The organism is Sphingobium sp. DN12 (assembly GCF_051058005.1).
Lineage (GTDB): Bacteria > Pseudomonadota > Alphaproteobacteria > Sphingomonadales > Sphingomonadaceae > Sphingobium > Sphingobium yanoikuyae.
In genome coordinates this window covers 4,736,429-4,756,356 of sequence record NZ_CP173717.1, presented here as the reverse complement: position 1 = coordinate 4,756,356, position 19,928 = coordinate 4,736,429, and the positions used below count along the sequence as shown (strand labels likewise).

The window sequence follows — 19,928 nt, the reverse complement described above, 5'->3', positions numbered from 1 at the left end:
CCGCGCCGAACGCGGCGCGGGAGGAGAAGGTTCAATGGTCGCTGGCGGCGAAGGCGCCGATGCCGGTTTCCGCCCGCACCCGCTGGGCCGGATAGCCCGCCTTGTCCACCGCCGCGCGGGGCGAGCGGTCGAGCCGGGAGATCAGCCAGATGGCGATGAAGCCGGCCGGAACCGAGAAGATCGCCGCCGAGCTATAGGGGAAAGGCGCCGGCCCAAGGCCGAAGGTGGCGGTCCACACCGCCGGCGACAGGAGCGTCAGGACGAAGGCCGTCAGCAGCCCGATGGTGCCGCCCCAGGCTGCGCCACGGGTGGTGCAGCCGCTCCACAGCAGCGACAGGATCAGCACCGGGAAATTGCCGGACGCGGCGAGCGCGAAGGCGAGGCTGACCATGAAGGCGACATTCTGCTTCTCGAACACCAGCCCCAGCAGCACCGCCAGTGCGCCGAGCGCCAGGGTCGTGATCCGCGACACGCGCAGTTCGTCGGCCGAGTTGGCGCGGCCCTGTTTCAGCACCGTGGCGTAGAGGTCATGACTGACCGCCGAGGCGGCCGACAAGGTGAGCCCCGCCACCACCGCCAGGATCGTCGCGAAGGCCACGGCCGAGATGAAGCCGAGGAAGGCGTTGCCGCCGACCGCATGGGCGAGATGGATCGCCGCCATATTGCCGCCGCCGCGCAGTGTGCCGTCGGCCATCTTGTAGCCGGCGTCGGTGCCGACCAGGATGATCGCGCCGAAGCCGATGATGAAGGTGAGGATATAGAAATAGCCGATCCAGCCGGTGGCCCACAGCACCGACTTGCGGGCTTCCTTGGCATCCGGGACGGTGAAGAAGCGCATCAAGATATGCGGCAGGCCGGCCGTGCCCAGCATCAGCGCGAGGCCGAAGGAAATGGCCGAGACCGGATCCTTGATGAAGCCGCCTGGCGCCATGATCGCCCGACCCTTTGCCGCGGCTTCGGCCGGGGTGGCGCCGGCGGCCTGCGCGGCCGCACTCTTCACCGCGACCGCGCGGGCGAACAGCGCTTCGAGCGAGAAGCCGAACTGGGCCAGCACCATCAGCGCCATGAAGCTGGCGCCGCCGAGCAGCAGCACCGCCTTGATGATCTGGACCCAGGTGGTCGCGCGCATGCCGCCGAACAGCACATAGAGCATCATCAGCGCGCCGACGATCACCACCGCCACCGCATAGGGCAGGCCGAACAGCAATTTGATGAGCTGCCCCGCCCCCACCATCTGGGCGATCAGGTAGAAGCTGACCACCAGTAGCGTGGAAACCGCCGCGAAGCTGCGCACCGGCGGCTGGGCGAAACGGTAGGAGGCGACATCGGCAAAGGTGAAGCGGCCAAGGTTGCGCAGCCGCTCCGCCATCAGGAACAAGAGGATCGGCCAGCCGACCAGGAAGCCGGTGGAGTAGATGAGGCCATCATAGCCGTCGGTGAAGATCTGCGCCGATATGCCGAGGAAGGAGGCGGCGGACATATAGTCGCCCGCCATGGCGAGCCCGTTCTGGAAGCCGCTGATGCCGCCGCCGGCGGTGTAGAAGTCCGACGCGGTGCGGGTGCGCGCGGCCGCCGCCTTGGTTATCCACAGGGTCAGGCCGACAAAGGCGACGAACATCGCGATCGCCACCCAGTTGATCGGCTGACGCTGCGCCTCCCCCTCCAGCGCGGCGGCGAAGGCGGGAGCGGGCATCAGGGCAAGAACGGGGGCGAGCGCGCCGGCAAGCCGCGCCCTCATGCGCCATGATCCTTGAGGATGGCGGCCATCTGCGCATCATGATGCCGGTTGGCATAGGCGACATAGAGGCCGGTCAAGACTATCGCGAGCAGGATGAGGCCCAGACCGATCGGAATGCCGATCGAAGTGACGCCGTTGCCGATCGGCCTGCCCAGCAGCGCCTTGTCAAAGGCGATCAGCGCCAGATAGCCGACAAAGGCGGTGAAGATGATCGCCGACAGCCACCAGCCCAGCCGCGCCCGCCGCGCCACCAGTTCGATATAGCGGGGATCGGCCCCCACCGCCGCGATCAGCGCCTCGTCCGGGCGCCCAGCCTCTTGCGTCATCCATGCTCCCCTGTTCTTGACCGCCATGCTAACCGGGCGGCGAGCGATTGCAATGGCATGGCCCGAGCGCCTATATCTGCACGGAGAGAGACTTGCAGCCTTACCGTTTTATGCACATATGACAGTAAGGCCGATCTGGCCCCTGGGAGATGACATGGCTTCGACCGCGCCGACCGCGACCGCTGATACGCTGAACCTCACGCCGCCCGACCCGGTGCCGGTGGTCGCGCCCGAAAAGGCGGCGGGGCTGGTGCCGATCGACGACGACAAGCGATCCAAGCTGGACGAGAAGGTCGATGCCTTCATCGACGATCTGGTGGCGCAGGACGCCAACTCCCCCGCCTTCGGCCAGCGCGTCGACCAGTTGACCAATATGGGTCGCAAGGAAATTGCCGAGGCCGCCGGACACAGCAACCGCTTCCTCGATCGGCCGGTGCGGGCAATGGACAGCGACAATAAGGTCGGTGCGGACCTGGCTGAACTGCGCCGCACGGTCGAGGATCTGGATCCGGGCAAGCGCGGCAGCCTGACCGCGCCCAAGAAGCTGTTCGGCATCATCCCGTTCGGCAACAAGATGCGCGACTATTTCGACAGCTACAAGTCGAGCCAGACGCATATCAACTCGATCCTGGGCAGCCTCGCCAGCGGCAAGGACGTGCTGATCAAGGATAATGCCGCGATCGACGTGGAACGCCAGAATATGTGGCAGACCATGGGCAAGCTGGAGCAGATGATCCACATCAGCAAGACCATGGACGCGCGCCTCGAGTCCAAGGCGCTGGAGCTGGATTCGACCGATCCGACCAAGGCCAAGGCGATCCGCGAGAGCGCGCTCTTCTACATCCGCCAGCGCACCCAGGACCTGCTGACCCAGATGGCGGTCACGGTGCAGGGCTATCTGGCGCTGGACCTGGTGAAGAAGAATAATGTCGAGCTGGTGAAGGGCGTCGACCGCGCCAGCACCACCACCGTCGCCGCGCTGCGCACCGCCGTGACCGTGGCGCAGGCGCTGGTTGGCCAGCGGCTGGTGCTGGAACAGATCACCGCGCTCAACACCACGACCGCCAATATCATCGATTCGACCGGCGAACTGCTCAAGAGCCAGACCGCGCAGATTCATGAGCAGGCCGCCAGCAGCACGATCCCGATCGAGACGCTGCAGCGTGCCTTCCAGAATATCTACGACACGATGGACAATATCGACACGTTCAAGCTCAAGGCGCTGGAGAATATGAAGACGACGGTCACTGTGCTGTCGAGCGAGGTGGAAAAGTCCAAGGGCTATATCGCCCGGTCCGAGGGCCAGGCCCAGGCCGCCAAGGAAGCGCGCGCGGAAAACCCGCTGCTGAGCGCGATCGAGGGATAAGGATGCGCCCCACCCTGCCCCTTTTCCCGGAGTTGATGGCATGAGCCGGTCCGACCGCGTGCTGGCCGATGCCGAGGCGGTGCTGCGCCGCCATAGCGAGCGCGGCCAGAGCCTGACCAGTCGTGCGCGCGAACGGCGCAACGCATCGATCATGCGGCGGCTGGGCCGGATCGCTGGCGCCGCCTTCGCGATCATCATTGCGGCCATGGTCGCCGGCTGGTTCATGCCGCTGGGCACCAGTGGCGTGATGATCGTTCTTGGCCTGCTGCTGGTCACCACATTGTTCTTCGCGCTGCTGCCGGGCGAGCGGGCGGTCAGCCCGGACAAGCTGGCGGACACGGCGTTGACCGCCCTGCCGCTGAAGACCGAAATCTGGCTGGAAAATCAGCGCAAGGCGCTGCCCGCGCCGGCGGTCACCCTGGTCGACAGCATCGGCGTCAAGCTGGAGACGCTGGCGCCGCAGCTTGAACGGCTGGGCGAGCAGGATCCGGCCGCACACGAGATTCGCAAGCTGCTGGCCGATCATCTGCCCGAACTGGTCACCGGCTATCAGTCGATCCCCGCGCCGCTGCGGCGCGAGGAACGCAATGGCCGCGTGCCCGAGAAGCAGCTGATCGAGGGACTGTCGGTGATCGACGCCGAGATCGGCCGGATGAGCGAGCAACTGGCGAGCGGCGATCTCGACAAGCTGGCGACCCAGAATCGTTTTCTGGAGCTGAAATATCAGGAGGCGAAGGAACTTGGCGCCTAGCGCCGTCTTCCTTCCTGCATGATCCACCTCACCCTCATCATCGTCGATTTCCTGACGGGCCTGCTGGCCGCCGGGGCCTGGGCGCTGGCCTCGGCCGGCGGCGCGATCGCGGCCGTGGTGGGCGGCGGGGTGCTGGGGCTATCGCTGTTCCGGCGCTGGCGACGGCGGGGCTGACAGCCTGTGCCGGCGGCCGGCGATCCCGCCTGCCTCCGGCACATCCACACTGCCTGATCTAGAAGCGAAAGGTCAGGTAGGTGGCGGCGTAATAGAGGTCGCGGCCGGGTTTGAACTTTTCCGAGACGTCGCCATAGATGGTGTAGAAGCCCAGCGTCATGAACGGGTTGAGCGCATATTGGCCGGCCGCCGTCGCGCGCTTGCCGAAGAAGCGGCTGTCGCTTTCGTCGCCGCGCCGTAGCACCTGGCCCCCAAGCGAATAGACGCCGTCCTTGGTGGAGGTGCGCCACAGGCCCGCCGCCGAGAAATCGAGCTTCAGCTTCGCGGTCGGCTGGATCGACAACTGCGGTTGTATGATGGTCAGATTATGTGGGCCAAGGTCGCCATTATAGGTGAGCGGTTTGGGGAAGAGTGGCGCATAGGTGCCGATCTTGCCGTCATTGGGGTTCCTGTCGCCCGAGCCGACATCGACGCGCAGGGCCAGCTTGGGTTTCCATCCGCCCTGCCAGCCATAGGCGGCCGTGCCGGTGACATAATAGGCGTCGATGTCGAGATCGCCGAACGAGCCCCATTGGCGAATACCCTCGACATCGATGCTCCAGGCGTCGCGCTTGCCGGCATAGCGCAGCGACAGGGTGCGACGCTGGTCGCGGGCGGCGGCTTCGCTGTCGAAGGCGAGGCTGGCGCGGTCGGACGAGACGAACAGCGCCTCGGCGCGCCCGGTGCGGGCGCCGGCGCCGAAGCTGCGGCCGGCATGAAAGCCGGTCAAGTCATAATCATGGTTGGTCTTGTCATCGAAGGTGCCGAGCTTCTCCAGCACCGCATGGCCAGTGAGGAAGCCGCCATCCCATGGTCCCTGCGTCGCCATGACGCGCAGCAGGTCGAGCGAGCGGCGGGTATTGGCGCCTTCGCGCATGTCGAACACGGTCTGGTTGCCGATGCCGATTTCCTGCCGGCCGAGGCGCGCGGTGATGCGCCCCTTGCCGACCGGGACATGCGCCTCGAAAAAGGCCTGGTTGAAGTCGAGCCGGCCTTCCTCGATCGGGGCGACGACGGAATCGAGGCCGGTGCTGGTCGCATGTTCAAGATCGACGAAAGCGCGGAACAGGCCTTCGATCTGAATGTCGCCCCAGATGCGGCTGCGCTGCTGGAAATTGCCGTCGTCATCCTGCGGGCCGCGGCCCCAGCGCTCGCCCAGCCGCAGTTCGGGGCGCAGGCGCAGTTCGCCGCCCAGCGTGGCATAGGTGTTGCCGACGATCGGCAGATATTTGAGGCGGGTCCACAGATTGGCGTCGCGCACGTCGCGGAAGCCGGAATAATCCTCGTCATGGTTGATCGGGCGGAAGGCGGGCTTGGGCGCCTTGGGCCGCTCGCTGGTCTGTGATGGGGGTAGTTGGGCCTCGGCCGGCGCCGTCTCCTTCGGCGCGACTTCGACAGGAGCGGGCGGCGGGGCGGGGGCGGCTTGTGCCGCGGAGGCGGCCAGTACGGGCGCCAGAAGATCGAACATGCATACTCTCCGGTATATGGGTTTTTCTGGTTATGCGGTGGCCCGTTCGGGCTGTTTCGTGATGGCGCTCTGGAGCAGGTGGACGGCGAGGCCGAAGATCAGGCCCCAGAAGGCGGAGCCGAGCCCGGCCAGCGTCATGCCCGATGCGCTGACAGCGAAAGTGACAAGGGCGGCGTCGCGTCCCTGCTCGGCGCGCAGCGCGGTGCTGAGCGAATTGGCGACGACCGGGAACAAGGCGAGGCCCGCCAGCGCGGCGATCAGCGTCTTGGGCAGGGTGGCGAACAGGGCGAGTACGGTGGCGGCAAAGGCGCCGAAGACGAGATAGGTGACGCCGCCCGCGATGCCGGCCATGTAGCGGCGGGCGGGATCGGGATGGGCGTCGGGGCCAAGGCAGATGGCGGCGGTGAAGGCGGCGAGGTTCAGGCCATGGCAACCGAATGGCGCCAGCGCGATCGAGGCGATGGCGCTGGTCGAGACGATCGGCCGGGCGGCGGGCTGGTCGTAACCGGCGGCGCGCAGCACGGCGATGCCGGGCAGGAACTGACCGGTCAGCGCGACCACCGCCAGCGGCACGGCGATGCTGGCGGTCGCGGCCCAGTCGAAGCGCGGCGTCGTCCAGACCGGCATGGTCAGGTGCGGCGTGCCGATCGATCCGGACAGGCCGCCGCTGAGCGCGGTGATCGCGACACCCGTTACCAGCACCGCGACCACGGCATAGCGCGGCGCCAGCACGCGGCCAGCGAAGAAGGCGGCGATCATCGCGATCAGCATCAGCGGCGCGGACGGCACGGCGCCAATCATATCGATAACGAAACGAAATAATATGCCGGCCAGCATCGCGGCGGTGATCGCGGCGGGCAGCCGCTGCATCAACCGGTCGAAGGCGCCCGACAGGCCGACCAGCAGCACCGCGAGATTGGCGACGATATAGGCGCCGATCGCGGTCGCGAAATCGGTCTGCGGCAGCATCGTCACCAGCAGCGCCGATCCCGGCGCCGACCAGGCGATGACGATCGGCACGCGCCAGCGCCAGCTAAGCACGATGCCCAGAATGCCGCTGCCGATCGAGATTGCCCAGATCCAGGAGGCGACGAGGGCCGGTTCGAGGCCCTGCGCCGCCTGGAAGATGATCACCAGCGGGCCGGCATAGGATATGGTGGTGGCGATGATCCCGGCGATGATCGCCGGGATCCAGCCGGTCTGGCTTGCAGTCATGATGGTCCGATCACGCCGCCAGGGCGTAGTTTTCTCGGGCAACCTGCTGGCGACGGCTCAGCATGAAGACCAGGGTGGCCAGCACCGAGACGAGGCCCGGAATGGCGAAGGCGACGAAGTTGAGCGTCATCGGCAGTTGCGCTGCGAGCAGCACGCCGCCCAGCATCGGCCCGACGATCGCGCCGACCCGGCCCATGCCCGATGCCCAGCCAAGCCCGGTCGAGCGGACCGACAGGTCGTAGAAATCGGCGACGCTGGCATAGAGCAATATCTGCGTACCGGTGGTGCCGGCGCCGGCAACGAAGATCAGCAGATAGAGGATCGGCATCGGCCCGTTGAGGCCGAGCAGGCTGATGCAGATTGCGCCGAGCAGGAAATAGGCGATGACCACCTGGGGCAGGCCGAAGCGGTCCGCCAGGCGTCCGCCGGCGATCGCGCCGAACATGCCACCGAAATTGAGCGCCAGCAGGAAGGACAGGCTGGACCCCAAACTGTATCCGGCGCTGCGCATCAGCTGCGGCAGCCAGGAGCCGAGCGCATAGACCATCAGCAGGCAGCAGAAGAAGCAGAGCCACATCGACAGCGTGCCGAGCGTGCGATTGTGCTGGAAAAGGGCGGCGATGCTGGTTTTGGCGGCAGCGCCCTGCGGCTGGATCAGCAGGCCGTCGAGGCGCTGGCCGGGCGACAGCCGCTGGAGGATGGCGCGGGCCTGTTCCTGGCGCCCCTGACGGACCAGGAAGCCGGCCGATTCCGGCAGGCCACGCAGGACGAGCGGCAGGAGGATGAGCGGCACGGCTGCCGCGAAGAACATCGCCTGCCAGCCGAACAGCGGCAGCAGCCAGATGCCCAGGCCCGCGGCCGCCATGCCGCCTACGGCATAGCCGCTGAACATCAGCGCGACGAGCGTGCTGCGCATCCGCTTGGGTGCATATTCATTGGTCAGCGCCACCGCATTGGGCATCAGCCCGCCGCAGCCGAGGCCGGCAAGAAAGCGCAGCACGCCGAACATGGTCGGGGTCGTGGCAAAGCCGTTGACGAAAGTGGCGGCGCTGAACAGCGCGAAGCAGATGGTGATGCAGGTCTTGCGGCCGATCCGGTCGCCCAGAGGACCGAAGAAGAGGGCGCCCGACATCATGCCGAACAAGGCCCAGCTGGCAAGCGACCCGGCCTGTGGGGCGCTAAGTCCCCATTGGTCCATCAACTGCGGAAGGACGACGCCGTAAATGAAGACGTCATAGCCATCGACTATAAGCAGGATAGCACAAGCAATGATGATCTTGAGATGTAGGTTTCCGAACCTGGCTTCGTCGATGTGACGATTTATATCGATACCCTGCATATCGATTCCTCTCCCTTATTGATGGGTATGATTTCCCGGGAAAGTGAAGGACATGCAGGGCGGCGCCAAATACCAATTAAGTCCGATCGAAATACGCTGAGGGTATGGCGGGCGGTTCGGTGGCTTCAAAGCTCCTCGGTCAGGGCGGCCGGCACCTCATAGCCCCATTGCGCATATTGGCGCGCGATCACCGACGCCATCAGCGCCAGTTCGGGCGATCGGTCGCCGGGGCGGTGGCTCATGATGATCGGGGAGGTGGCCGGCTCGACCAGGTCGCGAAAGGCGACATCGTGGCTGCGGGCGCGATGGACCGATTCGGGGACGATCGCCATCCCCTCCTGCGCCGCGACCAGGCCGATGGCGATCTGCAGTTCGCGCGCCTCATGGACGATGCGCGGTTCGATCGCATGGTCGCGGAACAGCGATATGACCTGGTCGGCATAGCTGGGGCGCGGCGCGCGCGGATAGATGATCTGCGGTTCTTCGGCCAGGTCGCGGATCGAGATCGGTCCTTCGCCGCGGGCCAGCGGGTGGTCCATCGGGAAGGCGGCGACCATCTTCTCATTGCGCAGGATGATGCGACGGACGGCAGGATCCTCGAACCGGATGCGGCCGAAGCCGACATCGATGCGCCCGTCCTTCAATGCTGCAATCTGTTCCAGCGTGGTGCTTTCCACCATGACCAGTTCCACATTGTCGGCGACCTTGCGAAATTCGCGGATCAGTTCGGGTAGGCGGGCATAAATGGTCGAAGCGACGAAGCCGATCACCAGCCGGCGGCGCTGGCTGGTGGCGGCGGTCTTCACCATTGTCTCGACATCCTCCATCCGCGCCAGCAATTGCAGCGCCTGCGCATGGAGCAGGCGTCCGACATCGGTCAGCCGCAGCGGGCGGCTGGCGCGGTCGAGCAAAGGCGCGCCGACATGCGCCTCCAGTTGCTGGATCGCGCGGGACAATGGCGGCTGGGCAATATGCAGCCGGTCGGCGGCGCGGTTGAAATTGCCTTCGTCGGCCACCGCCACGAAATAGCGCAAGAGGCGCAGGTCCATCACTGACTTATACCTCCAGAGTATGGCCCCTTGACCGCATTGATCTTTGAAACCGGCGCGGACGAGGCATAGCTATCCCATGAAACGTAAGCATTTGGGAGAGTCGCCGCAATGGCTGGATTGAGCCACGCCGATACCTTCATCGTCGATGTGCCGACGATCCGCCCGCATGTGCTGGCCATGGCGACCATGCACGCCCAATCGATGGTGATTGTCCGCCTGACCGATGCCGACGGTATCGAGGGGATTGGCGAGGGCACCACGATCGGCGGCCTCAGCTATGGCGAGGAAAGCCCCGAAAGCATCAAGTCGGCGATCGACACCTATATCATCCCGGTCCTGGAAACCTGCGACCTGGCGCAGGTCGGCGCCACCATGGCCAAGGTCGCCCGCTGCGTGCGCGGCAATCATTTCGCCAAATGCGCGGTCGAAACCGCGCTGCTCGACATGGCCGGCAAGCGGCTGGGCATCCCGGTATCCGAACTGATCGGCGGTGGCCGGGTGCGCGACAGCCTGCCCGTCGCCTGGACGCTCGCCAGCGGTGATACCGCGCGCGACATTGCCGAGGGCGAGGAAATGCTCGACCGTCGGCGCCATCGCATCTTCAAGCTGAAGATCGGCAAGCGCGAGGTCCGCGACGACGTCGCCCATGTCGGCGCCATCTGCAAGGCGCTGGGCGACCGCGCCAGCGTACGCGTCGACGTCAACCAGAACTGGTCGGAGGCGCAGGCCAAGATCGGCATGGCCATGCTGCATGATGTCGGCTGCGACCTGGTCGAGCAGCCGATCGCCGGCGACGCGATCGCCGCAATGGCGCGCCTGTCGAAGAACCAGCCGGTGCCGCTGATGGCGGACGAGGCATTGAATGGTCCGCGCAGCGCGATGCGGATCGCATCGGCTCATGCCGCCGGCGTCTTCGCGCTCAAGATCGCCCAGTCGGGCGGCCTGTTCGCCGCGGCCGACGTGGCCGCGATCGGCACGGCGGCCGGCATCGGCCTTTATGGCGGCACGATGCTGGAGGGTGGCGTCGGCACGGTCGCGTCGGCCCATGTCTTCGCCACGCTGCCGGACCTTGCCTGGGGCACCGAACTGTTCGGTCCGCTGCTCCAGACCGAGGACATATTGCGCGATCCGCTCGGCTATGCCGACTTCTCGCTGGCCGTGCCGACCGGGCCGGGCCTGGGCATCGCCTTTGACGAGGACAAGCTCGCCTTCTTCCGGCGCGATCGCACAGCTTCGGTTGTCGGTGGGCCCACCCTTCACGCCGTTACCGCAGGAGCCTGAAACCCATGCTGTTCATGGTCGAAATGGACGTCAACATCCCGCTGGATTTCGATGCGGCGGAAGCCGCCCGGATCAAGGCGGCGGAAAAGGCCTATTTCCAGACGCTGCAGGCGGCCGGCACCTGGCGCCATATCTGGCGCAAGGTCGGCCTCTATTCCAACGTCTCGATCTTCGATGTCGAGAGCAACGCAGCCTTGCATGACACGCTGATGGCGCTGCCGCTCTACCCCTTCATGACGATGAAGATCACGCCGCTCTGCCGCCATCCGTCCTCGATCCATGAGGATGATCGCTGATCGTCCGACACAGACCGCAAAGCTTAGGAGAGAAAAATATGGGTACCAGCTTCGTAGAAACACCGGAAATCCAGAACCTGCTCGACCGTGTCGCGGGGCTGGACTGCGACGGTGGCAACGCCCGCATGAAGGGCATCGTTCGCGACCTGATCCAATCCTGCATGACTGTCATCGCCCGCTATGACGTCAGCGAGGACGAGGTTTGGAATGCCGTCAACTTCCTGCAGGGCGCGGCGGGCGCGGGCGAACTGGGCCTGCTGATGCCGGGCGTCGGCCTCGAACATTTCATCGATCTCTACATGGATGCCAAGGATGCCGAGGCCGGCAAGTCGGGCGGCACCCCGCGCACGATCGAAGGGCCGCTCTATGTCGAGGGCGCGCCGATTGTCGAGAGCGGCGCCTATCTGACCAACGATGCCGACGATACCGACACGCTCTACATGACCGGCCGCATCATCGGCCCCGATGGCGAGGCGGTGACGGATGGGCTGGTCCATGTCTGGCATGCGGACTCGCACGGCTTCTATTCGCATTTCGACCCGACCCATGAACAGACGCCGTTCAACAATCGCCGTCGCCTCAAGATCGCGGCCGATGGCACCTATGCCTTCTCGTCGAAGATGCCGAACGGCTATTCGGTGCCGCCGGGCGGCGCGTCCGACACGCTGATGAAGGCGCTCGGCCGGCACGGCAATCGCCCCGCCCATGTGCATTTCTTCATCGAGGCGCCGGGCTATCGCCGCCTGACCACGCAGATCAATTTCGGCGACGATCCGTTCGCTGCCGACGATTTCGCCTTCGGCACCCGCGAAGGTCTGCTGCCGGTGCCCAACCGTCAGGGCGACAGCGCCCATATCGCCTTCGATTTCCATCTGCAGCGCGCGGACGATGAGGGTGACGAGGCCTTCTCGACCCGCAAGCGCCTGGTGGTGGATGCCGTCGAACCGGTCGCAGAGCCGGCCTGAGAGGAGAGAGGATCATGACCAGCCCCATGGCTTTCCTGCGCGATCGTGTTGAAACCGCGGTCGTGGACGATCCGGAAACCGGCATCTTCCGCTGCCGCCGCGATGTCTTCACCGACCCGGAACTGTTCGATCTGGAGATGAAATATATCTTCGAGAGCAACTGGGTCTATCTGGCCCATGAAAGCCAGGTCGAGAAGAAGAACGACTATTTCACCACCTGGATCGGCCATACGCCGGTGATCCTGACGCGGGCCAAGGATGGCGGCCTCAATTGCGTGGTCAATGCCTGCGCCCATCGCGGCGCCAAGCTGTGCCGCCGCAAGCGCGGCAACCAGCCCTTGTTCGTCTGCCCTTTCCACGGCTGGAGCTTCAAGACCGACGGCAAGCTGCTGCGCGCCAAGGATGCCAGCACCGGCGCCTATCCCGACAGTTTCGACCATGAAGGGTCGCACGACCTGACCAGGGTGCGGGTCGAAAGCTATCGCGGCTTCATCTTCGGTTCCCTGAACCATGATGTCCTGCCGCTGGAGGCGCATCTGGGCGAGGCGAAGGTCATCATCGACCAGATGGTCGATCAGGCGCCCGAGGGTCTGGAGGTTCTGACCGGAAATTCCACCTACACCTTCCATGGCAACTGGAAGATGCAGATGGAAAATGGCTGCGACGGCTATCATGTCAGCTCGGTCCATGAAAATTATCAGTCGACCATGGGCCGCCGCGCTGAAGGCGGGACCAAGGCGGTCGACGCCAATGGCTGGTCGAAGGCACCGGCAAGTGGCGTCTATGGCTTCGAACATGGCCATATCCTGCTCTGGACGCAGGTGCTGAACCCCGAAGTCCGGCCGGTCTGGAATTACAAGGACCAGCTGGTCGAGCGACTGGGCGAGGACAAGGCCCGCTTCATCCTGGAGCAGACGCGCAATCTGGCGCTCTATCCCAATGTCTTCCTGATGGACCAGTTTTCGACCCAGATCCGCGTCGTCCGCCCCATCGACGTGCATACGACCGAAGTCACCATCTATTGCTACGCCCCCAAGGGCGAGAGCGCGCAAGACCGGGCGCATCGCATCCGCCAGTACGAAGACTTCTTCAACGTCACCGGCATGGGCACGCCCGACGATCTGGAGGAATTCCGCAGCTGCCAGTCGGCCTATGAGGGCGCTGGCGAATTGTGGAATGACCTGAGCCGTGGCGCGACCCGCTGGATCGCCGGGCCGGACAGCAATGCGACGGCGATGGGGATGAACCCGCTGCTGTCGAGCGAGCGGAGCGAGGATGAAGGACTGTTCGTGCGCCAGCATGAATTCTGGGCGCAGATCATGCTCGACGGCATGGCCCGCGAAGCCGGTGTGCCGATGATGGAGGCCGCAGAATGACACTGGTTCTCGACACGGAGCGCGCGGCGCTCTCCTATCAGGATGTCTGCGCCTTTCTCTATCGCGAGGCACGGCTGCTCGACGATCGCGAACTGGACGAATGGCTGGAATGTTATTCGGAACAGTGCGAATATTGGATGCCGGCCTGGACCGATGATGATGCGCTGACCACCGATCCGCACAGCGAAATCTCGCTCATCTATTATGGCAACCGCAAGGGGCTGGAGGATCGCGTCTATCGCTTGAAGACCGAACGGTCGTCGGCGAGCACGCCGGAGGCACGTACCTCGCACTTCCTGGCGAATATCGAGGTGATCGAGACGCGGAGCGATGCGATCGACCTGCGCTACAACTGGCACACGATGAGCCATCGCTACCAGAAGACGCAGCAGTTTTTCGGAACCAGCTTCGTCACGCTGGACATCAGCGGCGCGGCGCCGAAGATCCTGAAGAAGACGATCGTCCTCAAGGACGACTATATTCATCAGGTCATCGACGTCTATCATATCTGAGGGGCGGGCGATGATCTTCCAGGGACGCTTCGCCGGCAAGGTGATGGTCGTGACCGGCGCGGCGCAGGGCATCGGTGCCGGTGTCGCCACCCGCGCCGCGGCCGAAGGCGCCAGCCTCGTGCTGGTCGACCGGGCGGACTTCGTGGCCGATGTCGAGCAGGCGATCGTGGCGGCGGGCGGCAAGGCGATTTCGGTCACCTGCGACCTTGAAACCTATGAGGGTGCGGCGCAGGCGATGGCGGCGGCGATCGCGGCGTTCGGGCGCATCGACATCCTCATCAACAATGTCGGCGGCGCGATCCGCATGCGGCCCTATGCGCAGTTCGAGCCGGATCAGATCGATGCGGAAATCCGCCGCTCGCTGATGCCGACCCTCTATTGCTGCCATGCGGTCCTGCCTGTGATGCTGGAGCAGGGCGCGGGGACGATCGTCAACCTGTCGTCCAACGCCACGCGCGGCATCCGCCGCGTGCCCTATTCGGCGGCGAAGGGCGGGATCAATGGCCTCACGCAGGCACTGGCGATGGAATATGCCGAGAGCGGCATCCGCGTCGTCGCAACCGCGCCCGGCGGCACCAGCGCGCCGCCGCGCCGCGTGCCGCGCAATGCCGAGGGCGACAACCGCCAAGAACAGGCCTGGATGGCCGAGGCGGTGGAACAGGTGACGTCGTCGGCCTTCATGAAGCGCTACGGCACGCTGGACGAGCAGATCGCTCCCATCCTTTTCCTCGCCTCCGACGAGGCCAGCTATGTGACCGGATCGGTCTTGCCCGTTGCGGGCGGCGATATCGGCTGAAGGGACTGAAGACATGCAGAAAATCTACGACAGCCCTCGGGTCGCACTGGAAGGCCTGTTGTTCGACGGGATGACGATCATGTCGGGCGGCTTCGGCCTGTCCGGCAATCCCGAAAGCCTGATCCCGGAAATCCGCGCGAGCGGCGTCAACGATCTGACCGTCATTTCCAACAATGCCGGCGCCGACGGCTTTGGCCTGTGGATGCTGCTGGAAAGCCGGCAGGTGCGGAAGATGATCTCTTCCTATGTGGGGGAGAACAAGCTGTTCGAAAGCCAGTATCTGTCGGGCGAACTGGAGCTGGAGCTGAACCCGCAGGGGACGCTGGCCGAGCGCATCCGCGCTGGGGGCGCCGGCATCCCGGCCTTCTATACCAAGACCGGCGTCGGCACGGTGGTGGCCGAGGGCAAGCCGGTCGAGAATTTCGAGGGCGAGGACTATGTCCGCGAAACCTGGCTGCGCGCTGATCTGTCGATCATCAAGGCGTGGCGCGCCGACCCGGCCGGAAACCTCATGTTCCGCAAGACCGCGCGCAACTTCAACCCGAATATGGCGACCGCCGGCAAGGTCACGGTGGTGGAAGTCGAGGAAATCGTGCCCGAGGGCAGCTTTGACCCCGACTGCATCCACACGCCCGGCATCTATGTCGATCGCATCGTCCTTTCCACCATAAACGAGAAGCGGATCGAGAAGCTGACGGTTCGCGAAAGGGAGACCGCCTGATGCCTTGGACCCGCGACGAGATGGCGGCGCGCGCCGCGAAGGAACTGCGCGACGGCTATTATGTGAACCTCGGCATTGGCATCCCGACCCTGGTGGCGAACCATGTGCCCGAGGGCGTCAATGTGACGCTGCAGAGCGAAAACGGCATGCTGGGCATCGGTCCCTTCCCGTTTGCGGGCGAGGCGGACCCGGATCTCATCAACGCCGGCAAGCAGACGATCACCGCGCTGCCGACCAGCAGCTTCTTCTCCTCGGCGGACAGTTTCGCGATGATCCGGGGCGGCCATATCGACATGGCGGTGCTGGGCGCGATGGAGGTGGCCGCCAATGGTGACCTCGCCAACTGGACCATCCCCGGCAAGATGGTGAAGGGCATGGGCGGCGCGATGGACCTGGTCGCGGGCGTCAAGCGCGTGGTCGTGGTGATGGACCATGTGTCGAAAAATGGCAGCCCCAAGATCCTCGACGCTTGCACCCTGCCGCTCACCGGCAAGGCGGTGGTCGACCTCATCATCACGGACCTCGCCGTGATCGCCGTCGATCGGGCGAAGGGCGGCCTCACCCTGGTGGAACTGGCCCCCGGCGTGACCGAAGCCGAAGTCATCGAGAAGACCGGCGCGCCGCTGGCGATCCTCGAAAACGCATAGACTGGAATTTACCGTGCCCAATCTGATCGTCGTCAACCGTGCGGGGGACGAAACCAATATCGATGCCCGTGAGGGCGTCTCCGTGATGGAGGCCATTCGCGACAATGGCTTTGACGAACTGCTGGCGCTGTGCGGTGGCTGCTGTTCCTGCGCCACCTGCCACGTCTTCGTGGATGATGCCTGGACCGGCGCGGTCGGCGCGGCCAGCGGCGACGAGGATGACCTGCTCGATTCCTCCGACCATCGCGGCGATCGGTCGCGCCTGTCCTGCCAGATCATGATGACGGCCGCGCTTGACGGGCTGCGCGTCGCCATCGCGCCGGAGGATTGAGCATGGCCTTCATCCAGCGCAATGGCGTGAACCTCTACTGGAAGCGTGACGGGCGGGATGACGCGCCCGCGCTGCTACTGCTGAACAGCATCGGCACCGACATGGATTTGTGGGACGGCGTGCTGCCCCATCTGCGTGATCGCTACGCTGTGCTGCGAATCGATGCGCGCGGCCATGGCGCTTCGATCGCAGAGGCGGGTGATTATGCGCTCGCCATGCTGGCCGACGATGTGCTGGCGGCGTCTGATGCCGCCGGCTTCGATCGTTTCTCTGTGGCGGGTGTCTCGCTGGGCGGCATGATCGGCATGGAACTGGCGCTGCGGGCGCCGGGCCGGGTCGAGAAGCTGTTGCCGATCTGCACTTCCGCGACGATGGACAGCGCGTCATGGAACGACCGTATCGCCAAAGTACGGGGTGAGGGCATGGCGGCGATCACCGATCTTGCCATGGGCCGTTTCCTGTCCGACGCTGCCGAGCCGGCCCTTTATGAGGCGGTGCGCCGTCAGCTGCTGACGATGGATGCGCAGGGCTATGCCGGCTGCGGCGCGGCGATCCGCGACATGGACCTGGCCGACCGGATCGGCGGCATCGCCTGTCCGACCCTGGTCGTGACCGGCACCCGCGACACATCGACACCCTATGCGGGGCATGGCGAGCATCTGGTCGCCCGCATCCCCGGCGCGGCGCATGTAGCGCTGGAAGCCGCGCATCTGGCCCCGCTCGAAGCGCCCGAGGCGCTGGCGGGCGCCATCACCTCTTTCCTGGAAAGCTGAGACATATGGCACAGGCCTTCATCTGCGATGCCGTCCGCACCCCGATCGGCAAGCTCAACGGATCGCTGGCGACCATTCGCGCCGACGATCTGGCGGCGCTGCCGCTCAAGGCGCTGATGGCGCGCAATGCACAGGCCGACTGGTCGGCGCTGGACGATGTAATCCTGGGCTGCGCCAACCAGGCGGGCGAGGATAATCGCAACGTCGCCCGCATGGCGGTGCTGCTGGCGGGCATGGGCGAGGCCGTGCCGGGCGTGACCGTCAATCGGCTTTGCAGCTCGGGCCTCAACGCGCTGGGCATGGCGGCGCAGGCGATCCGCAGCGGCGACGCCGATTTCCTGATCGCCGGCGGTGCCGAGAGCATGACCCGCGCGCCCTATGTGCTGGGCAAGGCCGGCAGCGCCTTTGGCCGCGACCAGAAGATTGAGGATACGACGCTCGGCTGGCGCTTCATCAATCCGGCGATGCAGGCCGCCTATGGCGTCGATACCATGCCCCAGACCGGCGAGAATGTCGCCGAACAATGGGGCGTCAGCCGCGAGGAGCAGGATCGCTTTGCCCTGGCCAGCCAGGAAAAGGCCGCACGCGCGCAGGCGAACGGGCGCTTCGCCGCCGAAATCGTGCCGGTCTCGATCCCGCAGAAGAGGGGCGATCCGCTGCTGTTCGAGGCGGACGAGCATCTGCGCGCCACCAGCCTGGAGGCGCTGGCGAAGCTGAAGCCGGTGGTGAAGGCCGACGGCACGGTGACGGCGGGCAATGCATCGGGCCTGAATGATGGCGCGGCGGCGATGCTGGTCGCGTCGGAAGCGGCTGCGGTGACGCACGGCCTGACGCCGCGTGCTCGGGTGATCGGCATGGCGGCGGCCGGCATCGCGCCTCGCATCATGGGCGCCGGTCCGATCGAGGCGGCGCGCAAGCTGCTCGCCCGCAACGGCATGACCGTCGACCAACTGGATGTGATCGAACTCAATGAGGCCTTTGCCAGCCAGGCGATCGCGACGCTGCGCGACCTGGCCGTCGATCCCTTCGACCCGCGCGTCAATCCCAATGGCGGGGCGATCGCGCTCGGCCATCCGCTCGGCATGTCGGGCGCGCGCATCGCGCTGTCGGCGGTCGAGCAACTGCATCGGACCGGCGGGCGCCATGCGCTGGCCTTCATGTGCATCGGCGTGGGCCAGGGCCTGGCCCTGCTGCTGGAGCGGGTGTGATGGACCGCGCAGATATCGTCATCGTCGGGGCCGGCCATGGCGGCGCGCAATGCGCGATCGCGCTGCGCCAGAACGGCTTTGCCGGGACCATCATGGTGATCGGCCGCGAGCCGGAATATCCCTATGAGCGGCCGCCGCTGTCGAAGGATTATTTTGCGCGCGAAAAGGCGTTCGAGCGGCTGCTTATCCGTCCGCCGGCCTTCTGGGCCGAAAAGGATGTGAACTTCCTGCTCGGCACCGAAGTGACGGCGGTCGATCCGGCCGGCAAGCAACTGACGCTCTCCGACGGGCGTAGCCTTGGCTATGGCAAGCTCATTTGGGCGACCGGCGGCGATCCGCGCCGGCTGAGCTGCGCTGGCGCCGATCTGGCCGGCGTCCATGCGGTGCGGACGCGCGCCGACTGCGACGCGCTGATGGCGGAAATCGACGCGGGCAAGCGGGAGATCGTGGTCATTGGCGGCGGCTATATCGGGCTTGAGGCCGCCGCAGTGCTGAGCAAGATGGGCCTCAAGGTCACTTTGCTGGAAGCGCTGCCAAGAGTGCTGGCGCGGGTGGCGGGCGAGGAATTGTCCGCCTTCTACCAGCAGGTCCATCGCGACCATGGCGTCGACCTGCGCCTGGATGCCAGGGTCGATTGCCTGGAGGGGGCGGACGGCCAGGTGACGGCGGTGCGGATGGCGGATGGCGAGCGCATCCCCGCGCAGGCGGTGATCGTGGGTATTGGCATCATACCGGCGGTCGAGCCGCTGATCCGTGCCGGGGCGAAGGGCGTCAATGGCGTCGATGTCGATGCCGGATGCCGCACCTCGCTGCCCGACATCTATGCCATCGGCGACTGCGCCGCCTTCGCCTGCGACTTTGCCGGCGGGCAGGTGATGCGGGTGGAATCGGTCCAGAATGCCAATGACATGGCGACCTGCGTGGCGAAGGCGATCTGCGGCGACGAACGGCCCTATCGCGCCTTCCCCTGGTTCTGGTCGAACCAATATGATCTCAAGCTCCAGACCGCCGGGATAAACGCAGGTTTCGACCAGACGGTGATGCGCGGCACGCCCGCCGACGGCGCCTTCTCGATCGTCTATCTCAGGGATGGCAAGGTTATCGCGCTCGACTGCGTGAACAGCGTGAAAGACTATGTGCAGGGCCGCAAGCTGGTCGAGAATGACGTGCAGATCGATATCGACCGGCTTTCGGATAGCAGTGTCGCGCTCAAGGACACCGTCCGCGCGACACCGGCTGCCGTCGACTAAGTGCAGGCGATCGCCGTGCTCCCATGGCGGCGGCGGTCGCTCACGGGCCGATCATGACCATGCCAAGGGCGTGGCCACGGCACCGCATGCGGCTGTGGCCACGCCCTTATCAATCCACGACACAAGGAGCGCCTGGCCTGGTTCCAAAGCCCGTTGCAGGTTTCCGCCCGCCTCTATGCGGGCACCGGATTGGTTGCTTCAATCACCTCGCATTCGGTTTGTGCGCCCGATAATATCGGCCCGGCCACAACTTCGCTTTGCAGAAGGTCCGGCAGCTCGTCTAAAGGCAGGCCGTCAGGATCTG

At 65.5% G+C, this 19,928-nt stretch carries 21 protein-coding genes; 15 read left to right on the top strand and 6 right to left on the bottom strand.

Features of this window, described 5'->3' with window-relative positions; all coding sequences use genetic code 11:
- Positions 1-31: 31 nt before the first annotated feature.
- Positions 32-1,738 (bottom strand): cation acetate symporter, encoded by a 1,707-nt coding sequence (locus tag ACI6S0_RS22655; RefSeq protein ID WP_434404428.1) that lies wholly within the window; start codon positions 1,736-1,738, stop codon positions 32-34.
- Entirely contained in the window at positions 1,735-2,064 is a 330-nt protein-coding gene (locus tag ACI6S0_RS22650) for a DUF485 domain-containing protein (protein ID WP_434404427.1), read from the bottom strand. Before ACI6S0_RS22650 ends, ACI6S0_RS22655 begins: the two co-directional genes overlap by 4 nt.
- Positions 2,065-2,218: 154 nt before the next feature.
- Between ACI6S0_RS22650 and ACI6S0_RS22645 the strand changes: the two genes are divergently transcribed.
- The 3 genes from ACI6S0_RS22645 to ACI6S0_RS22635 are packed head-to-tail and all read left to right on the top strand — an operon-like array spanning position 2,219 to position 4,355.
- Entirely contained in the window at positions 2,219-3,430 is a 1,212-nt protein-coding gene (locus tag ACI6S0_RS22645) for a toxic anion resistance protein (protein WP_434404426.1), read from the top strand.
- Between the two features lie 40 nt (positions 3,431-3,470).
- Positions 3,471-4,181, top strand: coding sequence for a hypothetical protein (locus ACI6S0_RS22640; protein ID WP_434404425.1), 711 nt, complete (start codon positions 3,471-3,473; stop codon positions 4,179-4,181).
- Between the two features lie 18 nt (positions 4,182-4,199).
- The gene (locus ACI6S0_RS22635) at positions 4,200-4,355 is read left to right on the top strand and encodes a hypothetical protein (protein WP_004210133.1); all 156 of its coding nucleotides are present in this window, start codon (positions 4,200-4,202) and stop codon (positions 4,353-4,355) included.
- A gap of 58 nt (positions 4,356-4,413) precedes the next feature.
- On the opposite strand, the gene ACI6S0_RS22630 is transcribed toward ACI6S0_RS22635, so the two are convergent.
- From ACI6S0_RS22630 to ACI6S0_RS22615, 4 genes are all read right to left on the bottom strand, one after another.
- On the bottom strand, positions 4,414-5,862 hold the full coding sequence (locus tag ACI6S0_RS22630; RefSeq protein WP_434404424.1) for an alginate export family protein: 1,449 nt from the start codon (positions 5,860-5,862) through the stop codon (positions 4,414-4,416).
- A gap of 30 nt (positions 5,863-5,892) precedes the next feature.
- Positions 5,893-7,077, bottom strand: a complete 1,185-nt coding sequence (locus tag ACI6S0_RS22625) for a benzoate/H(+) symporter BenE family transporter (RefSeq protein WP_434404423.1) — start codon at positions 7,075-7,077, stop codon at positions 5,893-5,895.
- A 10-nt stretch (positions 7,078-7,087) separates the two neighbouring features.
- Positions 7,088-8,416: an MFS transporter gene (locus ACI6S0_RS22620; protein WP_434404422.1), complete on the bottom strand. Its 1,329-nt coding sequence runs from the start codon at positions 8,414-8,416 to the stop codon at positions 7,088-7,090.
- A gap of 125 nt (positions 8,417-8,541) precedes the next feature.
- Positions 8,542-9,465 carry a LysR family transcriptional regulator gene (locus tag ACI6S0_RS22615; RefSeq protein WP_017499296.1) on the bottom strand — a complete coding sequence of 308 codons (924 nt, stop codon included), beginning with the start codon at positions 9,463-9,465 and terminating at the stop codon, positions 8,542-8,544.
- 111 nt (positions 9,466-9,576) lie between these two features.
- Here ACI6S0_RS22615 and ACI6S0_RS22610 point away from each other — a divergent pair, with 111 nt between their 5' ends.
- Genes ACI6S0_RS22610 through ACI6S0_RS22555 form a run of 12 tightly spaced genes read left to right on the top strand, consistent with a single transcriptional unit; the run spans position 9,577 to position 19,624 of the window.
- Positions 9,577-10,749, top strand: coding sequence for a muconate/chloromuconate family cycloisomerase (locus tag ACI6S0_RS22610; RefSeq protein WP_434404421.1), 1,173 nt, complete (start codon positions 9,577-9,579; stop codon positions 10,747-10,749).
- Between the two features lie 5 nt (positions 10,750-10,754).
- Positions 10,755-11,045, top strand: coding sequence for a muconolactone Delta-isomerase (catC, locus tag ACI6S0_RS22605; RefSeq protein WP_037511893.1), 291 nt, complete (start codon positions 10,755-10,757; stop codon positions 11,043-11,045).
- Between the two features lie 38 nt (positions 11,046-11,083).
- A complete protein-coding gene (locus tag ACI6S0_RS22600) occupies positions 11,084-12,010 on the top strand; it encodes a dioxygenase (RefSeq protein WP_434404420.1) in 927 nt (308 codons plus the stop codon).
- A 26-nt stretch (positions 12,011-12,036) separates the two neighbouring features.
- Positions 12,037-13,386, top strand: a complete 1,350-nt coding sequence (locus ACI6S0_RS22595) for a Rieske 2Fe-2S domain-containing protein (RefSeq protein ID WP_434405994.1) — start codon at positions 12,037-12,039, stop codon at positions 13,384-13,386.
- Complete coding sequence (benB, locus tag ACI6S0_RS22590) at positions 13,383-13,898, top strand: benzoate 1,2-dioxygenase small subunit (protein ID WP_434404419.1); 516 nt, start codon at positions 13,383-13,385, stop codon at positions 13,896-13,898. Before ACI6S0_RS22595 ends, benB begins: the two co-directional genes overlap by 4 nt.
- A gap of 10 nt (positions 13,899-13,908) precedes the next feature.
- On the top strand, positions 13,909-14,694 hold the full coding sequence (benD, locus tag ACI6S0_RS22585) for a benzoate diol dehydrogenase BenD (protein WP_434404418.1): 786 nt from the start codon (positions 13,909-13,911) through the stop codon (positions 14,692-14,694).
- A gap of 13 nt (positions 14,695-14,707) precedes the next feature.
- The gene (locus tag ACI6S0_RS22580; RefSeq protein WP_434404417.1) at positions 14,708-15,415 is read left to right on the top strand and encodes a CoA transferase subunit A; all 708 of its coding nucleotides are present in this window, start codon (positions 14,708-14,710) and stop codon (positions 15,413-15,415) included.
- Positions 15,415-16,062, top strand: coding sequence for a 3-oxoacid CoA-transferase subunit B (locus ACI6S0_RS22575; protein ID WP_434404416.1), 648 nt, complete (start codon positions 15,415-15,417; stop codon positions 16,060-16,062). Before ACI6S0_RS22580 ends, ACI6S0_RS22575 begins: the two co-directional genes overlap by 1 nt.
- A 13-nt stretch (positions 16,063-16,075) precedes the next feature.
- On the top strand, positions 16,076-16,393 hold the full coding sequence (locus tag ACI6S0_RS22570) for a 2Fe-2S iron-sulfur cluster-binding protein (protein ID WP_434404415.1): 318 nt from the start codon (positions 16,076-16,078) through the stop codon (positions 16,391-16,393).
- A gap of 2 nt (positions 16,394-16,395) precedes the next feature.
- Positions 16,396-17,166, top strand: a complete 771-nt coding sequence (pcaD, locus tag ACI6S0_RS22565) for a 3-oxoadipate enol-lactonase (RefSeq protein ID WP_434404414.1) — start codon at positions 16,396-16,398, stop codon at positions 17,164-17,166.
- 5 nt (positions 17,167-17,171) lie between these two features.
- Positions 17,172-18,374 (top strand): 3-oxoadipyl-CoA thiolase, encoded by a 1,203-nt coding sequence (pcaF, locus tag ACI6S0_RS22560; protein WP_434404413.1) that lies wholly within the window; start codon positions 17,172-17,174, stop codon positions 18,372-18,374.
- Positions 18,374-19,624, top strand: coding sequence for an NAD(P)/FAD-dependent oxidoreductase (locus ACI6S0_RS22555; RefSeq protein ID WP_434404412.1), 1,251 nt, complete (start codon positions 18,374-18,376; stop codon positions 19,622-19,624). Before pcaF ends, ACI6S0_RS22555 begins: the two co-directional genes overlap by 1 nt.
- Positions 19,625-19,928 lie beyond the last annotated feature (304 nt).

Bases quoted from the DNA above. Each gene is read 5' to 3' on its own strand.
- ACI6S0_RS22655 (WP_434404428.1), bottom strand. From the start codon at position 1,738: ATGAGGGCGCGGCTTGCCGGCGCGCTCGCCCCCGTTCTTGCCCTGATG.
- ACI6S0_RS22650 (WP_434404427.1), bottom strand. From the start codon at position 2,064: ATGACGCAAGAGGCTGGGCGCCCGGACGAGGCGCTGATCGCGGCGGTG.
- ACI6S0_RS22645 (WP_434404426.1), top strand. From the start codon at position 2,219: ATGGCTTCGACCGCGCCGACCGCGACCGCTGATACGCTGAACCTCACG.
- ACI6S0_RS22640 (WP_434404425.1), top strand. From the start codon at position 3,471: ATGAGCCGGTCCGACCGCGTGCTGGCCGATGCCGAGGCGGTGCTGCGC.
- ACI6S0_RS22635 (WP_004210133.1), top strand. From the start codon at position 4,200: ATGATCCACCTCACCCTCATCATCGTCGATTTCCTGACGGGCCTGCTG.
- ACI6S0_RS22630 (WP_434404424.1), bottom strand. From the start codon at position 5,862: ATGTTCGATCTTCTGGCGCCCGTACTGGCCGCCTCCGCGGCACAAGCC.
- ACI6S0_RS22625 (WP_434404423.1), bottom strand. From the start codon at position 7,077: ATGACTGCAAGCCAGACCGGCTGGATCCCGGCGATCATCGCCGGGATC.
- ACI6S0_RS22620 (WP_434404422.1), bottom strand. From the start codon at position 8,416: ATGCAGGGTATCGATATAAATCGTCACATCGACGAAGCCAGGTTCGGA.
- ACI6S0_RS22615 (WP_017499296.1), bottom strand. From the start codon at position 9,465: ATGGACCTGCGCCTCTTGCGCTATTTCGTGGCGGTGGCCGACGAAGGC.
- ACI6S0_RS22610 (WP_434404421.1), top strand. From the start codon at position 9,577: ATGGCTGGATTGAGCCACGCCGATACCTTCATCGTCGATGTGCCGACG.
- catC (WP_037511893.1), top strand. From the start codon at position 10,755: ATGCTGTTCATGGTCGAAATGGACGTCAACATCCCGCTGGATTTCGAT.
- ACI6S0_RS22600 (WP_434404420.1), top strand. From the start codon at position 11,084: ATGGGTACCAGCTTCGTAGAAACACCGGAAATCCAGAACCTGCTCGAC.
- ACI6S0_RS22595 (WP_434405994.1), top strand. From the start codon at position 12,037: ATGGCTTTCCTGCGCGATCGTGTTGAAACCGCGGTCGTGGACGATCCG.
- benB (WP_434404419.1), top strand. From the start codon at position 13,383: ATGACACTGGTTCTCGACACGGAGCGCGCGGCGCTCTCCTATCAGGAT.
- benD (WP_434404418.1), top strand. From the start codon at position 13,909: ATGATCTTCCAGGGACGCTTCGCCGGCAAGGTGATGGTCGTGACCGGC.
- ACI6S0_RS22580 (WP_434404417.1), top strand. From the start codon at position 14,708: ATGCAGAAAATCTACGACAGCCCTCGGGTCGCACTGGAAGGCCTGTTG.
- ACI6S0_RS22575 (WP_434404416.1), top strand. From the start codon at position 15,415: ATGCCTTGGACCCGCGACGAGATGGCGGCGCGCGCCGCGAAGGAACTG.
- pcaD (WP_434404414.1), top strand. From the start codon at position 16,396: ATGGCCTTCATCCAGCGCAATGGCGTGAACCTCTACTGGAAGCGTGAC.
- pcaF (WP_434404413.1), top strand. From the start codon at position 17,172: ATGGCACAGGCCTTCATCTGCGATGCCGTCCGCACCCCGATCGGCAAG.
- ACI6S0_RS22555 (WP_434404412.1), top strand. From the start codon at position 18,374: ATGGACCGCGCAGATATCGTCATCGTCGGGGCCGGCCATGGCGGCGCG.